At 48.4% G+C, this 17,057-nt stretch carries 12 protein-coding genes; 11 read left to right on the top strand and 1 reads right to left on the bottom strand.

What is annotated here, in order from left to right; all coding sequences use genetic code 11:
* Nucleotides 1–102 precede the first annotated feature (102 nt).
* On the top strand, nt 103–1,281 hold the full coding sequence (locus NZ043_RS17665) for a DUF4272 domain-containing protein (RefSeq protein ID WP_339308993.1): 1,179 nt from the start codon (nt 103–105) through the stop codon (nt 1,279–1,281).
* 149 nt (nt 1,282–1,430) lie between these two features.
* Here the strand turns inward: NZ043_RS17665 and NZ043_RS17670 are convergent, their stop codons facing one another.
* Nucleotides 1,431–2,471: a LacI family DNA-binding transcriptional regulator gene (locus NZ043_RS17670; RefSeq protein ID WP_339308994.1), complete on the bottom strand. Its 1,041-nt coding sequence runs from the start codon at nt 2,469–2,471 to the stop codon at nt 1,431–1,433.
* A gap of 529 nt (nt 2,472–3,000) precedes the next feature.
* Between NZ043_RS17670 and NZ043_RS17675 the strand changes: the two genes are divergently transcribed.
* The 10 genes from NZ043_RS17675 (at nt 3,001) to NZ043_RS17720 (ending at nt 16,957) form a co-directional block, all read left to right on the top strand.
* Complete coding sequence (locus NZ043_RS17675) at nt 3,001–4,377, top strand: extracellular solute-binding protein (protein WP_339312791.1); 1,377 nt, start codon at nt 3,001–3,003, stop codon at nt 4,375–4,377.
* Between the two features lie 127 nt (nt 4,378–4,504).
* Nucleotides 4,505–7,432, top strand: coding sequence for an extracellular solute-binding protein (locus NZ043_RS17680; RefSeq protein ID WP_339308995.1), 2,928 nt, complete (start codon nt 4,505–4,507; stop codon nt 7,430–7,432).
* A gap of 75 nt (nt 7,433–7,507) precedes the next feature.
* Nucleotides 7,508–8,419, top strand: coding sequence for a sugar ABC transporter permease (locus NZ043_RS17685; protein WP_133385912.1), 912 nt, complete (start codon nt 7,508–7,510; stop codon nt 8,417–8,419).
* 2 nt (nt 8,420–8,421) lie between these two features.
* Nucleotides 8,422–9,285, top strand: a complete 864-nt coding sequence (locus tag NZ043_RS17690) for a carbohydrate ABC transporter permease (RefSeq protein ID WP_017689719.1) — start codon at nt 8,422–8,424, stop codon at nt 9,283–9,285.
* An 11-nt stretch (nt 9,286–9,296) separates the two neighbouring features.
* Nucleotides 9,297–10,763, top strand: coding sequence for an NHL repeat-containing protein (locus tag NZ043_RS17695; protein ID WP_339308996.1), 1,467 nt, complete (start codon nt 9,297–9,299; stop codon nt 10,761–10,763).
* Nucleotides 10,744–11,364 carry a YIP1 family protein gene (locus NZ043_RS17700; RefSeq protein ID WP_133384080.1) on the top strand — a complete coding sequence of 207 codons (621 nt, stop codon included), beginning with the start codon at nt 10,744–10,746 and terminating at the stop codon, nt 11,362–11,364. Before NZ043_RS17695 ends, NZ043_RS17700 begins: the two co-directional genes overlap by 20 nt.
* A gap of 14 nt (nt 11,365–11,378) precedes the next feature.
* A complete protein-coding gene (locus NZ043_RS17705) occupies nt 11,379–13,964 on the top strand; it encodes a DUF5696 domain-containing protein (protein ID WP_339308997.1) in 2,586 nt (861 codons plus the stop codon).
* Nucleotides 13,961–14,860, top strand: coding sequence for a sugar ABC transporter permease (locus tag NZ043_RS17710; protein ID WP_339308998.1), 900 nt, complete (start codon nt 13,961–13,963; stop codon nt 14,858–14,860). Before NZ043_RS17705 ends, NZ043_RS17710 begins: the two co-directional genes overlap by 4 nt.
* A 28-nt stretch (nt 14,861–14,888) precedes the next feature.
* Nucleotides 14,889–15,899, top strand: coding sequence for a carbohydrate ABC transporter permease (locus NZ043_RS17715; protein WP_339308999.1), 1,011 nt, complete (start codon nt 14,889–14,891; stop codon nt 15,897–15,899).
* Nucleotides 15,900–15,994: 95 nt separating this feature from the next.
* Nucleotides 15,995–16,957 carry a glycosyl hydrolase gene (locus tag NZ043_RS17720; protein WP_339309000.1) on the top strand — a complete coding sequence of 321 codons (963 nt, stop codon included), beginning with the start codon at nt 15,995–15,997 and terminating at the stop codon, nt 16,955–16,957.
* The last annotated feature ends 100 nt before the right edge of the window (nt 16,958–17,057 follow it).

Consider the following 17,057-nt stretch of genomic DNA (forward strand, 5'->3'; position numbering starts at 1 on the left):
AAAAATCTGGGGATAACAGCGATCGGAAAGTTATTCTGCCATCGGAGTGCCAGTGTAAATATTCATTAGTTGAACTATATATAGAGAGAGAGGGTGAACTTCATGAGAAATTGTGCGATATATAGCTCTCAGTTTGACCTGGATCAGCTGTTTGAATGGATTCAATCCATTTATCCTGAGGGTACGATTAAACGCCGGGAAGACAAGACTCATATTCAAGTGACTCAGAAGAAATGGTTCAGTAAAAAAACCAAAGGCTTTAATATCATGACCAGCCAGACGCATCCTGAGGAATTTACGACAATGATTCAGGGGATGCTTGGATTTTTGAGTCAGATTGAGGGACGCAATGCTTCGCTCCAGGAAAAGGTACTGATCAAATGTTCCACATTGAACATGGTGGTTGGTATTGAGACGGAAGAGGACATATCGGAAGAATTCTTCGGCGAGTTATTGCGATTGGCTGATGCTCTGGATGCTGTTATCTTCTGGGGAGGTGGATCTCTGCTGAACGCACAAGGCCAGTTGTTGCTGGATGTGAATGGAGAATCTGAGGTAGAGGATTACACGGTGACAGCGCACACCAGTTTCCTTGACGGTGACAGCCCCCAGTCGGAGTCTGGCATTCAACGTAAAGCGCGTTCAGAGCAACGGTTGACTGAACAAGGCATTCCGTATAATGCGAACTTGCCCGCAAGGGCCGGAGACGAGCACATCACGATTCGGAGTAAAGAGGAAGTTGCGCGTCGTGCGGTTGCCCTATGTCTTGCCGCGCTTAAGGGTGAGTGTCTGGGAGCAGGCGAAAGTGCGGACGATACCGCAGCACTGGTTCAGGAAGTGATCGACAAGTATGAGGCTGAATCCTTTTTCTCACCCGTAGAGAAGAGGTTTATCGACCAGCACGGAGCAGAGCAGCAGGAGATCATCTCCTTCTCTTGGGGATATGAAGCGTACCACGTAATGTTGTGGGCGCTTGGTTATGTGAAGGAATTGGGTGCACCAGCGGAGTTATGTAACGTAGGGAAGGATGTCGGTTATTTGCAACAGAAGGATAGTTTTACCGACTTTCTCTCCGATGCATCTCTGCGTAACAAGAGCGAGATTCTGGATGAAGCAGATCTAATATACCGTTATAACTGGGTGTGTGTCGATAGTCGTGTGAATGATAAAACACCTCCCGCTGGACTGAATGGTGGAGTGGCTTATGAACGTCACCGTGCATTGAACTGGTTGATCTGTTATCTGGATCAGGAGTGGGATGATGTGCGTACAGACACGTAGAACTGGATGATGTTACGTCCTAATGTAATAATCAATAAACATGACACAACATACAACAATGCAAATACCCCTATAGCCGCACGAATACGGTTAAAGGGGTGTTTGGCGTGCTGTTCTGTGTGGACATAAGCTTTATTCCATATATGCTTTTATCCACTATGCCTGCCAAACTGTTCACGAATAATGACGTCAGCAAGAATTAATTTTTTCTCGACGTTGCTCTCTGGATTCGCAATGCGCCATAACATCTGATCCACTGCACGCGCACCAAGCAACTCCTTGTTCACGTTAACTGTGGCAAGTAATGGGATATTGTCGTATAGATTATCAAATCCCGTGACAACACACTGATCGGGTACACGAATACCCATATTCTCAAGGGCTTCTATGGTGTATAGCCCATAGAAATCATTCGCACATACAAACACTTCAGGCAGGTTAACCTCATTGATCACTGAAGTGAACGTCTGGCGGAACTCATCCAATGCCTGATTACTCAGCTCGGGAATCTGGTGTATCTCCATTCCATGGCCCATGAGCACAGAAGTATAAGCAATCCAGCGTTCATAGAAGCTATGAGCATCCCCGATATTGCCAACGAACTGGAAGGTTTTGAAGCCCTTGCGGAGCAAATAGAGCATGATCTCGCGCATGGATGCAAAGTTATCGGTGAATATGCTGTCACTGTGAAAAACAGGGTCCAGATGATCCACCATCACAACCGGAATACTGAGACGTTTGATTTCAAGCAGAATCGGGGTCGAGATAGAGCCAACGGTAATGATTCCTCGAATGGCATCCGGGTTGAGCAGGGTAAATAGCTGGTCTGCTGAGGGTTCCGTTAAGGTCAGAATATTAATCCCTTTTTGGTTCAGCTTGGAAGAAATCCCGTTAAAGACGGGTCCCCAGTATACGGAATCTTGATTTTGGTACCGAACATTGGGAAACAAAATCAAGATGGTACCGCTTGAACGTGTGTTCTTCGGTTCTTGAAGTTCATGGTTGTTATACAGTTCACCAGACAACATGCTGTTATCTTTGAAATATCCAAGTTTGCCAGCGGCCTTGAGAATGACATCCCTCGTTTGATCGCTAACTCCTGATTTTCCAGACAAAGCTCTTGACACCGCGAATTTCGACAAACCCGTAAAATGTGCAATCTCCTGAATTGTTACCTTTGTCTTCATCATACCATCCTTACACTCGTAGTTCTGCCGTATTCCTTATTTGGAGCGATATCCAACTGATCCTAGTATAACATGATGTATTTCTCTTAATCTAATAACGGACAGAAGATTCAAAATGTTAGTGATGCACAGTATTTTAGGATGAACGTTCAACGTGACGATAAGCATATTTTCAGATAGAATGACGAATTTTGTCTGCTGAATTATTATTTTGTTATTTTATAAAAATAACAAAATAAACAAAGTTGGAATCATGGTTTTAATAAGTGTGTACTTAGAGTTCAGGATGTTGAATAAGCTGTAATGCGGGTATATTACAGTTTTATCAGCATTTTATCAGAATAATTAGAAAATGTTAACAACAAAAATGTTGACGCTTACATTTTGCTGTGTTAAATTTTGTTTGTCAAAAACAAACAAGAAAATAACAAATGGTGGTGGTTGTTTATTTTCGATTGGTTAATGAATGGGGTTAACGATTTAGGGTGAACCATGATTGGTATACACATTCGGGGAGGTTGTTAAAATCATGATGAGAAGATGGAATGTTCTACCTCTGATGTTATTGGCTGTGATTCTTTTTGTATCCGCTTGCAGTGGTGGGGGAACAACGCAGACTGGGACTGATGCAGAGGGAACAACGAACTCAGGCAACAGCACCGAAGTCGCTGAAACAGAAAAAGAAGGCGCAGTGGAAGAAGCTGTGGTTGATGTTCCTGATCTGGGTGGACGTGTCATCAAGGTCGCGGCCTGGTGGGACTTGAAACCGGCGGGAGAGACGGCCTCCGATAAGGCCAGACTTGATAAAATTGCAGAGGTCGAGAAGAAATACAACGTAAAACTGGAGTTTGTCAACGTACCTTTTGAAGAATACATGAACAAATTCACAACGTCTGCACTGGCTGGCGAACCGTTCGCCGACATCGTTCAGATGGAGTACAAATCCGCACTACCTGCCATCCTCAAAGGGCAACTATTGCCCATCTCCGAATTCACTACACCTGAGAATAACATCAACCAAGAGGCTAATCTGATTGCAAAATATCCTGCCATTGCAGGCAACGAATACGCCTTCGAATCTCCAACCAGCATTGGTCTGGGACTTCACTATAACCGTGACTTGTTCAAAAAATTATCTTTGCCTGATCCGCAGGAACTGTATAACCAAGGCAAATGGGATTGGGACAAATTCATGGAACTTGCCAAACAGGCAACCAAAGATACCAATAACGACGGCAAAACTGACGTATACGGATTTTCTGGCTGGGCGCTTGATGTTGTTCGTCATTTTACCGCTGCCAATGGTGGAACGATCGTGGATGATACCAATAGCAAAGAAGGATTGTCCGATCCGAAAACGATTGAAGCTGCTGAATTCGTCAAACGCCTGTATAACGTGGAGAATGTCGTGAAGGTCAAAACCGGCGACAAAACCAACTGGGAGGAAAGCAATACGTTCAAAGATGGAGATGTAGCTCTGTTCACCGCTGCTGAATGGCAGTTGGGCGATCTCACCTTTGCTGTTGGCGTTGTACCGATTCCGAACGGGCCACAGGGTAGCAAAGAGGTAACGTATGCAAACAACGCGGCATCGGCGAAGTTCATTCCAAAAGGTGTGGAAGATCCAAAGATCGTCTACCAAATCTATGAAGAGACCTTCGACATCCCGCAGATTGAAGAGTATCCAGGTCAAGATTATCTGGAGAGTCGTTATACCGACGAGAAGGATATTGCGATCATTCGCGAGCACATCGCCGGAACGGGCCGTATCTTGCTGGATGATGCCTACACAGGATACCCTTTCGGGGATTATGTGAACGATATCATCAAAAACAACGCTTCCGTAACAGCGACAGCCGAGAAATACAAAGCACAGGCACAAGCTGCCATTGATAAACTCGGCAAATAATAACAACACTTATCACCAGCAAACGATTCAGGCAGGGGCTCGTGTCGGCAAGGTTGCACGGAGCCCCTTTTCCTGAACCACCAAATCGGCATTGCTGGCATCAGCCTTGATGAGGAGGACTCGTAGGATGGCTGGAATTCTACAACGTAAGACATGGATATTGTCCACATTAATCATTGTGGCGGCAGCCTGCATCATTCTATATGTAACTTCCGGCGCTGATGTGAAGAGTGCAGACATTCCACCTGGCAATCTGCCTGCCATTGAAGTGGATGCAGTCTTGCAGCAGACCCGGCAGAAAAAGGGATACGAACAGTATCGATCCGGAACGGATCAGGCTTCGCAGCCGAATGTGGACATCACCATTGAAGCAGGAGATTACATAAAAGCCGAAGGTGAAGACGTCCGCAAACTGACTAATTATGAGGGAATGGAAGGGGTATCTCTCCATACCGGAGAGACCGGACAAGTCAATTGGAACATTAACGTGCCGGAGACCGGGCTGTATAACCTGTCCGCCATCTATTATCCCGTTGAAGGCAAGAGTTCGGCCATTGAGCGTGCATTGTACATCGACGGTGAACTTCCTTTTGCGGAAGCCGCCTATTTGCAATTTGACCGGGTATGGGCGAATGAGAAAGATGTCGTGGAGCAGGACAATCAAGGTAACGACCTTCGCCCGAGACAAGTGGAGGAACCTCGCTGGATGGAAGAAACGTTTCAGGACTCAGACGGGTATGAACAGGCTCCATTCAAGTTTTATTTGGAAAAAGGGGAACACACGCTAACGCTAAAATCATCGCGTGAACCCATGGTGATTCGATCCATTCGTCTTTTCAATGAGAAGACAGCCGTTCCTTACGCAGAGACTGCGGGGGCACAACAGTCGGATACTTCCGGGCAGCCGAAGGATGTACTTATTCGCATTGAAGGAGAAGCCGCAATTGCCAAATCTTCACCTACGTTATACCCGACCAGCGAAAGGTCAAGTTCTGCTGTATCTCCTTATAGCGCTTCCCAGGTACGCATCAATACGATTGGTGGCTTTAACTGGCGTTTGCCAGGGCAATGGATCGAATGGGAAGTGGATGTGCCGGAGAGCGGACTTTATCATATCGGTTTTACCGCACAGCAGAATTTCGTCAAAGGCATCTATTCTACACGCAAACTGACCATTGACGGTGAAGTTCCGTTTGCAGAGATGGCCAAAGCACCTTTCCGTTACGAAAGCGACTATCGCATTGACGTCATGGGAGGCAAGGAAGCATACAAGTTTCACTTGGAAAAAGGAAAACATGTGCTACGGCTGGAGAACAGCCTCGGTGACTTTGCACCCCTTATCCGCAATGTGGAGGACAGTCTGTACAACTTGAACTCCATGTACCGACGAATTCTGATGATTACAGGTACGAAGCCTGATGAATTCCGGGATTACCGGGTGGAGAAACAGATTCCGAACCTGCTGGAAGTGTTCAGCGGGGAAAGTAAACGACTCAAAGACGTGGCCGCACAGCTTCGTCTTCTGTCAGGACAGTCCAGCGATCAGGAAGCACTGATCAAGACGATGGCGTTGCAACTAGACGAGATGATCGACAAGCCGGATACCATTCCGAGACGGCTTGCGGCTTATAAAACCAACACGGGTGGTCTCGGAACATGGGTGCAGCAGGCACGAGAGCAACCCCTTGAGATCGATGCACTGTACGTCACTTCGATCGACCGTGATATTCCCGGAACAGGCATGGGACCACTCGCGAAGCTTGGTCATGAAGCCAAGATATTCTATCATTCGTTCTTCATTGATTATAACCAGATCGGCAATGTAGCCACTTCAGAAGATCAGCGCACGGTAACTGTCTGGATTGGTAGCGGACGTGACCAGGCGAATACGATGAAAGCGATGATTGACAAGACCTTCACACCAGACAGTGGCATTAACGTGAATCTGAAGCTGGTGAATATGGGGACCTTGCTGCCAGCGACCTTGTCCGGTGAAGGTCCGGATGTAGCGATGCAGATCGGCAATGATCTACCGGTGAACTTTGCGATGCGGAACTCGGCTGTAGATCTGACGCAATTCAGTGATTATAGCACCGTGGAACAGGAGTTCAGGGAAAGCGCGATCGTGCCATATGCCTATGATTCAGGCGTATATGCTCTGCCGGAAACACAAACCTTTAACATGCTGTTTTATCGTAAAGACGTGCTCGAAGAACTTGGGCTTGAAGTGCCTCAGAACTGGGAGGATGTCGAGGCTCTACTCGCGATTCTGAGCAAAAATCATATGGAATTTGGTATGCCGGTTGTGACCCAGGCTAATATGCAGGGGGTCAATATTCCGCCGAACTCGCAGTATGCAACGATGCTGCTCCAGAACGGCGGCGCCTTCTATCGTAACGATGACAAGGAATCGGATCTGGATTCCCGGATCGGAATTGAGACCTTCAAGCAGTGGACCGAATTCTATACCGATTACAAGCTGGAGCGGGAATATGATTTTGCCAACCGTTTCCGGACAGGACAGATGCCTATTGGACTAACGGATTACACCATGTACAACCAGTTGTCTGTATTTGCACCGGAGATTCGCGGATTATGGGGATTCGTTCCTGTACCAGGAACCGTTCAGGCAGATGGAACCTTGAATCGGGATGTACCGGGTGGAGGCAGCGCAGTCATGATGCTGGAGGGTGCCAGGGATCAGGATGCGGCGTGGGAGTTCATGAAGTGGTGGACCAGTACACCGATTCAAGCTGAATTCGGGCGGGAGATGGAAGGACTGATGGGTGCAGCTGCCCGTTATCCAACGGCCAACATCAAGGCACTGGATTCCCTGCCGTGGCCTGCGGAGGATTACGCCAATCTCAAGGCACAATTCGAAACGGTGAAGGGCATTCCTGAAGTACCTGGTGGTTATTTTACAGGCCGCCATCTGTTCAATGCATTTTACAAAACCGTTGTTGGCCAAGTGGAAGCCAGGGAATCCATTATGGATTATACCCAATATATTCAGGACGAGATTCGCGTCAAACGTAATGAATTTGGTCTTCCGTAAGCAGAGGGAGGGTTAATCGTGCCACAAATATCACTCCGAGACGGACAAAACAGTCCTCCTGAGAAAGCGTCAAGGATGGGCATGAAATCGTGGTGGAGCTGGAAGCTCCAGGAAATGAAGGCCAGCAAACATTCCTATGTTCTGCTTGCACCTTATATGCTCCTGTTCCTCATGTTTACCGTGATTCCGGTTGTCATCTCGATCATACTCAGCTTCACCTACTTTAACATGCTGGAATTCCCGCGGTTTATTGGCTGGCAGAACTACACTCGCCTGTTTCTGGAGGATGATGTATTCCTGATTGCGATCAAGAATACGCTGCTGTTTGCCATCATTACCGGACCGATCAGTTATATTGCCTGTTTTGTCTTCGCGTGGATCATTAATGAGTTAACACCGAAATGGAGAGCGTTCATGACGCTGATCTTCTACGCGCCCTCCATCTCGGGCAATGTGTATTTTATCTGGCTGATGATCTTCTCGGGAGATCGTTATGGTATTGCCAATGGGCTGTTGATCAAATGGGGTTTTCTGCTGGAGCCGATCCAATGGCTGAAGACAGAAGCTTATATTATGCCTATTCTCATTCTCGTGCAGCTATGGCTGAGTCTCGGAACTGGATTTCTGGCGTTTATCGCCGGTTTGCAGACGGTGGACCGGACATTGTACGAAGCGGGAGCGGTGGATGGCATCAAGAATCGCTGGCAGGAACTATGGTACATTACCCTGCCTTCGATGCGTCCACAGTTGATGTTCGGCGCAGTCATTCAGCTGACAACCTCGTTTGCCGTGGCCGATGTGTCGATCGCACTGGCCGGGTTCCCAAGCGTGAACTATGCGGCAGAGACGGTGGTCACCCACTTGATCGACTTCGGTACAACACGGTTTGAGATGGGCTACGCATCGGCGATTGCCACCATACTGTTCATGATTATGGTGGGCACCAACTTGCTGGTACAGAAACTGCTTCGAAGGGTGGGAGAATAGCTATGGCTGCAATTGCGACAGGCAAAAAGCGGGTGAATCGCTCGCTATCGGGAAGTCTCTCCCTGTTTGCCCTTCTGCTCGTATTTGGTGCCTTCATGGTGCTGCCGCTGATCTATGCAATCAACAATGCATTCAAACCATTGGATGAGATTTTCACCTTTCCACCAACGCTGTTTGTCAAAAATCCGACGTTCAGCAACTTTACAGATCTGCTGAATCTGCTGAGTGACTCGTGGGTGCCGTTCTCACGTTATATATTCAACACGGTATTTATAACAGGCATCGGTATCGTAGGCCATGTGCTGCTAGCTTCCGCAGCGGCGTACCCGCTTGCCAAACACAAGTTTCCGGGCAAAGTATTCATGTTCCAGGTGGTCGTACTGTCACTGATGTTCACACCTGCGGTGACGGCCATTCCGAACTATATGATCATGTCATGGCTCGGATGGATCGACACGTACTGGGCCGTCATTATTCCGGCATTTGCCTATTCACTCGGGTTGTATCTGATGAAACAGTTCATGGAGCAGATCCCGGATGCACTGCTGGAAGCAGCCAAGATTGATGGTGCCAGTGAATACCGGATCTTCTGGTCCATTGTTATGCCCAATGTGAAGCCCGCGTGGCTTACATTGATCATTCTACTGTTCCAGATGTTATGGGGCAGTGATGGCAATGGATACATCTACAGCGAGCAGCTCAAGACCCTGCATTATGCAGCAGGTCAGATTATTCAGGGCGGAATATCCCGGGCAGGAGCAGGTGCTGCGGTAGCACTGATTTTGATGAGTGTGCCGATCACGCTATTTATTTTCTCTCAGAGCCGAATCATTGAGACGATGGCGAGCTCGGGCATGAAGGATTAAGGGGGAACGATATGGCACGCACAGTGAAAAGATGGCTTGTTCTCCTGGCAGCAGTATCTCTGCTGCTGGTGAATGCCGTGCCTGCGGCGGCCTCCCCGGCGCCGTATGAGAGTTATAACTACAACTACTGGAAAGAGGCTGTACCTTCACCGGATGCCTATCTGCCCGAGCGTACTCTATCAGGCCGTGACCTCGGCATTAGTGAGTTCAAAGACCCCGGTGATGTGAACGTTTCACCCTCCGGGTTGATCTATATTTTGGATAGCGGCAACAATCGAATCATCGTATTGGAACCAGACTTTAAGCTGCTGCGCGTAATCGATGGATTCATGATGGATGGTAGCAAGGAGACCTTTAACCTTCCAGGTGGATTGTTTGTAGATGAAGAAGAACGCATATATGTCGCCGATACAGGAAACAGTCGTGTGGTTGTCCTTGATGGAGAGGGGACGCTGATACAAACCATCACGAAGCCTGAGTCGGATATCCTATCGACCCAATTCCAGTTCCAGCCCTTGAAACTGACGGTGGACCATGTAGGCCGAGTTTACGTTGTGGCACAGGGGGTCTACGAAGGGATTATGCAGTTTGACGAGAGTGGGAAATTTATCGGATACGTCGGTACGAACAAAGTGGAGCGGGACTACGGCGAATATATCTGGCGCATGTTATCAACCAAAGCTCAGCGCGCACAGATGGTACTTTTTGTTCCAACGGAGTTCTCCAATGCGGATATTGACCCCAAAGGATTCGTGTATGCAACGAATATTGATCCTGGCTCAAATGAACCGATCAAACGCCTTAACCCGTCTGGCGAAGATGTACTGAAGCGGTTTGGTTATTACGACGTCAAAGGCGATATCCGGTTCCGCAACAATCCGGGTCCATCCAAGCTGATTGATGTCAAAGTGCTGGGCAACGGCATGTACAGTGTACTTGATGCGACACAGAACCGAGTGTTCACGTACGACGATGAAGGTCATCTGCTCTACATATACGGTGGCAAAGGAAATCAGGTGGGCACGCTCAAAACACCTGTCGCGATTGAACAATCTGGTGAGCATCACTTGGTTCTGGATCGGGGCAAGAACAACCTTGTCGTCTATGAGCCAACCCGTTTTGGTGCCCGTGTGAATGAAGCGGTGGCACTCCACTATCGGGGCGAGGACACGGAGGCCGTAAATATATGGAGAGAAGTGCTGAAGCTGAATGCCAACTATGACATCGCTTATATCGGTATCGGCAAGTCCTTATTAATGGAGAAGAAAAACGAGGAAGCGCTAAGTTACTTCGAACTTGGAATGGATCGCAAGAGTTATTCTGTGGCGTTCAAGAGGCATCGGCGGGAGATGATGAAGGAACATTTTGGTACATTCCTGACCGCTGCAATCGCGCTGATTGTCATTCTGATCCTGACCCGGGTGGCGGTTAAATGGAGACGGAGGAGGCAGGTTGATCGTGAAGCAGGATTTCATTAAGTTTCCGCTGCATCTCATTTTTCACCCCATTGATGCATTCTGGGACCTCAAGTCGGATAACCGGGGACGGCTGCTTGTTGCTTTTGCAGCATTGGCGCTCACCATTGTTATGATGATTTTGCAAAAGCAGTACGCAGGATTCCTCGTTAATTACATCGATCCTCGTACAATTAACAGCATCATCGAGATCGCCACGGTTGCCGTACCTTTCTTTCTATGGTGCATGGCCAACTGGGCAGTAACAACCTTGATGGAAGGGGAAGGCAAGTTCAGGGAAATCGTTCTGGCGACAGGTTACTCGCTTATTCCGGTTATTCTGATCTATGCCCCAATGATCGTGATCAGCCGTTTTATGGTACAGGAGGAAACTGCTTTTTATTATCTGTTCAATAGTATCGCGTTTTTCTGGTTTGTGTTGCTTCTGTTCATTGGCATGATGACGGTACACCAGTACACGGTGATTAGAACGATCATTACGATGGTGCTGACACTCATTGTGATGGGCATTATTGTATTCCTTGGCGCGCTGGTCTTCAGCATGTTGCAACAGCTGTACGAATTCGGTTATAACATTTACCGCGAGTTGATTTTTCGGACCTAAAGGAGGCGGCATCCGTGAACAAAAGGCAACGATTATATACGGTGCTGGCTGGTGGTGCAGCTGTAATCATGATTGCAGCCGGGCTGCTGTATATAAACAACAGGGGAATTCCTGCCGTAGAAGCCGCGGCTTATTTGGAGACAACAACCCAGGCCATGCCCGTCACGGAGGACCCGTTGCAGTTCCTTAGCGACTCTTCGCAGGGTGTGCCTGGTATGCAGTTAGTCGCCGAGGATCAGGGATTGGCCCTGTACTATAACGAGGAGACAACGGAAATTGCAGTACGGGACGGGAAAAGTGGAGAGATCTGGTACAGCAATCCGAAAGAACGGGCTGAGGATGGTCTTGCTTCTGCATATGAAAAAGATGTGCTGTCCTCCCAGTTGAACGTGTCTTTCCGGGATTCGATGGGCACACTGGAGAACTTTCCTAATTTCAGTTCGAGTATAAGCAACAAACAATTCACAGTGGGTCAGATCGATCAAGGAATTCGGGTTAACTATACACTTGGTGATACGTCACTTGGCATTGACGCGCTGCCTAAACTGATTAGCAAACAGCGTCTGGATGAGAAAGTGCTTTCCAAGCTAGATGCTACTGTCGCAAGGTACACATCTGCCCGATATTATCCAACCAAGAACAATCCGGATATTCTGGAACGGCTGGATGGACAGATTTCGAAGCAACTTGTGCTGAACAAGATGCTGGGTGCCTTTGAGACGGCGGGTTACACGGCGGACGATCTGGCTTTTGACAATCAGGAGAATGGAGTCGAAGGCGGAGGCGTATCGGATAAGCCCAGCTTTGTCATTTCTGTGGAATATCGACTTGAGCAGGGGGCGCTTGTTGTGACGGTGCCTCTGAGCCAAATAGAAGAAAGTGGGCAGTACCGCATTCGGAATATTGATTTGCTCGCTTATTTTGGTGCGGCGGATACAAAGGGCGAGGGCTATATGCTCGTACCTGACGGTTCCGGCAGCCTGATCCATCTGAACAACGGAAAAACCCAGGAAGAGCAGTATGTACAGCGTGTATATGGCACAGACCCAAATGATAATTCGCTCAGTCGTCCTCAGGTTAGTGAATCCGCGTATATGCCTGTGTTTGGTCTGAAGAACGGGGAAAATGCCTGGTTTGCAGTCATTGAAAAAGGGGATGGCATTGCCAGTATCTCCGCAGATATTGGAGGCAGACAGAATAGCTACAACCATGTACACGCGACCTTCTCCCTGCGCGGGGAGGATGAGTTGGAGATGTACACCTCGCAGAAAATGCAGGAGATCCAGCTGCTTAGCGATGAGCCTTTCCGTGGAGACATTCAGGTTCGCTATCATTTCCTTCATGGAGAAGATGCCAGTTACTCGGGTATGGCCCGCCTGTATCAGCAGCAGTTGATCAAGCAGGATGTACTGAAACCACTCGCAGAACAGACAGAGTTGCCGTTCTATGTGGATGTGCTTGGTGCAGTGGACAAAAAGGCTTCGTTCCTAAGCGTGCCCTATCGGACCACCTTAGCCATGACGACGTACGAACAGGCCACCGAAATGGCGGCGAAGTTACAGCAAGAAGGTGTGAACCGCGTTCAAATGCGCTATCAGGGATGGTTCGGCGGTGGCATCAGTCATCATACGCCAACCCGGGTGAAGTTGGACAGTGAAGTAGGCAGTCGTTCCGAACTTCAGGCGTTGTCCGCTAAGCTGGAGCAGTCGGGTGGAGCTTTGTTCCCGGATGTGGCTTTCCAGCACATTTATCACGATGATATGCGTTTTGCTCCTTCCTCGGATGCGGCGCGGTTTGTCACAAAGGAGACAGCAGAACTGTATCCATACAATCCTGCGCTTAATCGCATGGATCAGAGTAGGGACAGCTATTATTTGCTCTCAGCGGCCAAGCTTCCTTATGTGGTGAGTGGGTTTGCAGACAACTTCAATCAACTGGACCTCGGCGGATTATCCCTTCGTGATCTCGGGCAGGTCCTGACTTCCGATTACCGGGATAGTCGGGTGATTCATCGGGAGACGGCGAAAAACATTGTGAAGGAGCAACTTGGCAAGTTGGAACAGTCCTATCCGAACCTGATGATATCTGCCGCAAATAGCTACGCTTGGGGTAGTGCACAACATGTTGTGAATGTACCCGCAGGGTCGAGTCGGTTCAATATTACCGATGAAGAAGTTCCGTTTTATGCGATGGTCATTCATGGATACATGAACTATGCGGCATCTCCGATGAACACATCTGGGGATCAGGATCTCCGCAAACAGTTGCTGCGCAGCCTGGAGCTTGGGACAGCTCCATTTTTTCAATGGACCTATGAACCATCATCCAGGCTGAAGCTGACGAATTATGATTCGGCATACGCAACGGAGTACAGCTATTGGGTGGATGACGCTGTTGCCCTGTATAAGCAGGCCAATGAAGTGCTGGGAGAACTGGAGAATGAGCAGATCCTGAAGCATGAACGCATCCAGGATGGCGTGGTCCGGATCACCTATACTGGCGGTACATCCATCCTTGTGAATTACAATGCGGATGCAGTTACCGTGGATGGAACAACGGTTGGCGGGACGGACTATGTGGTGGGAGGAGCGAACCGATGAGAACCATTCGATTATCGCTGAAGTCACGGAGAGCGCTGCTTGGACTTGCATTTATTTCCCCGTGGCTGGTCGGCTTCATCTTCCTCTTTGCCACACCGCTCCTGCAATCGATTCGATTCAGTCTGAGTAATCTGTCTGTTGCTCCGGGCGGATACGTCCTGGAATACGTTGGTTTTAAAAATTTCAAGGATGCACTTCTGGTTGACGCTACATTCAACCGGATTCTGGTCGACTCCGTTGGAGCGATGCTGCTGAATGTGCCGATGATTTTGTTCTTCAGTCTGTTCACGGCGACACTGCTTAACCAGAAGTTCAGAGGCAGAACGATGGCACGTGCGATCTTTTTCCTGCCGGTTATTCTGGCTTCCAGTGCAGTCGCAGCAGCTGAGTCTGCGGGATTAATCAATCTGATGGGGGATGCAAGTGCGGTGGATGCATCAGCCGATGGCGGTGCTTCGTTCAATGTGGTGTCCATTGTACGGATGCTGGCGGATGTGGGATTGCCGATGGCTTATGTGGATTACATTGTAGAAGCCATCTTGCGGATCTATGAGATTATTAGCAGCTCTGGCGTCCAGATTCTGATCTTCCTCGCTGCGTTGCAATCGGTACCGGGATCGATGTATGAGGTTGCGAAGATCGAAGGGGCGACAGCTTATGAATCATTCTGGAAAATTACATTTCCCATGGTCAGTCCGTTGATTCTGACAAATGTCATCTATACGATCATTGATTCATTTGCCGGGAGTCCAGTCACACAGGCTATCTACCAAACTGCATTCAAAACCCAGAACTTTGGCTTAAGCTCGGCGATGTCCTGGCTGTACACACTTGTGATTGGTCTTGTACTGATCGTAGTGGGCTGGGTGTTGTCACGACGGGTTCACTACAACTGACGTTTAACATTAAGGGAGGCTTCAGATTATGGCTGCATCAGGGACAGATCGCATGGTAGTAGTTCCTAAGCAGAATTATCACATGCAGCGGGTGCGAAACAAAACATCGGACCTTCTCTATTCCATATTCAGATATGCTTTGGTCATCGGCATTTCATTTATTATTTTGTACCCTTTATTTCTCAAAGTGTCAGTTGCGTTCAAGGATAAGCAGGATATCTATAATCCGACGATCTATATGATTCCTCAGCACGTTACATTGGATAATATCCGGCTTGCGGCGCAAGTGATGGATTACCTGCCTTTGCTCGCGAACACCTTATTGTTCGTTACGATCACAACACTTCTGACAGCCATGTCCTGTGCGCTTGCCGGCTACGGCTTCGCCCGGTTTTCATTTCCGGGTAGCAATGTGCTCTTTGTGCTGGTGATTCTCACGATTCTGGTACCGACAAGCACACTTATGGTGCCGATGTATCTGCATTTCCGCAGCTTTGACTTTCTGGGCATTATCCAGTTGTTCACGGGAAAGAATGGCATCAATCTGCTGAATACGTATTGGCCTTCTATGATTACGGCCGCTACAGCGGGAGGGCTGAAGGCGGGATTGTTCATCTATATTTTCCGCCAGTTCTTCAAGGGAATGCCGAAGGAAATCGAGGAGGCTGCCCTGATTGACGGCGCAGGCGGATTCAAAACGTTTGCTCGAATCATGCTGCCCAATGCGATCTCACCGCTGATTACGGTCATTCTGTTCTCGTTTGTATGGCAGTATAACGATACATTCTATTCGGCATTATTCATGAGTGAAAGTCCACTGATCTCGTTGAAAGTGGCTTCCTTGCCTGCTCAGGCGAACCAGTTGATCCCGCAACTGATGGGATTTGGTTCGAACTCGGGCATTAAGGCCGATCCGAACTATGTGGCCATGATCGTGGATACAGGCATTTTACTGGCGATTGCACCGCTGATTATTTTGTACTTATTCGTGCAGCGTTATTTTGTGGAGAGTATTGAACGTTCTGGTGTTGTGGGTTAAGCCAGTTGCTATATGGATCGCGGCATATTTGTGATCTCATGTTTTTTGTTTAGAGAGAGGGCTAGGGACAGGTAAACCCAATTGGAGGTGTAGAGATGACAGTGCGTGAGATCAGCAGTGTTCCGGTGAATGAAGCAGCGACACCTGAAGCGAGAGAACTAATGACGTTTCTGGTTGAGCGTTATGGAAAAGGGATGTTGTCAGGTCAGCAGGACTACAGCAATCTGAACTGGATTAATGAAAATACAGGCCAGAAGCCAGCTGTGATTGGCTTTGATCTCATGGAATATTCGCCATCAAGAACAGAGCGTGGTGCGGTCTCCCAGGAGATTCGGGATGCGATAGACTGGCACAAACAAGGCGGGATCGTGACGCTATGCTGGCACTGGAACGCACCAACGGATCTGATCGATGAACCAGGTAAAGAGTGGTGGCGGGGGTTCTATACGGATGCGACAACCTATGATATTGCCTCCGCGCTAGCTGATACTGAATCGGAAGCATATCGGTTATTGATTCGGGATATCGATGCGATTGCAGCCCACTTGCAAGAGTTGAAGGATGCGGGTGTACCTGTATTATTCCGACCACTTCATGAAGCGGAGGGTGGCTGGTTCTGGTGGGGAGCGAAAGGTCCTGAACCTGCCAAACAGTTATATCGTTTGTTGTATGATCGATTGGTTCAAGAACATCAGCTGCACAATCTTATCTGGGTTTGGAACTCGGAAAAACCGGAATGGTATCCCGGTGATGATGTCGTGGATATTGTCAGTGTGGATGTATACCCTGAAGCAGGAGATCACAGCCCGTTGGCTGCGCGTTACACCAACCTGAGTGAGCTTGTGAAGGATAGCAAAATCATTGCTCTGGCCGAGAACGGCTCCATCCCGGACCCTAAGTTGATGAAGGAGCAGGATGTACACTGGAGTTGGTTCTGTACCTGGACAGGTGGATTCCTGAGAGACGGGACGCATAATGATGTGGCATTTTTGAAGGAAGTGTACCATAGCGCAGAGGTTATTACGCTCGATCAGTTACCGAAGTGGAGTTGGCTATAAGAACCCCACTTCCAACTTGAATTGGAATCAATGAAGCGTTAGTATTCGCTGTAAGAATTCATGCGAATATTAACGCTTCATTTGTTGGTAGCGCACATAT

It is taken from the genome of Paenibacillus sp. FSL k6-2145, assembly GCF_037976585.1.
Classification (GTDB): domain Bacteria; phylum Bacillota; class Bacilli; order Paenibacillales; family Paenibacillaceae; genus Paenibacillus.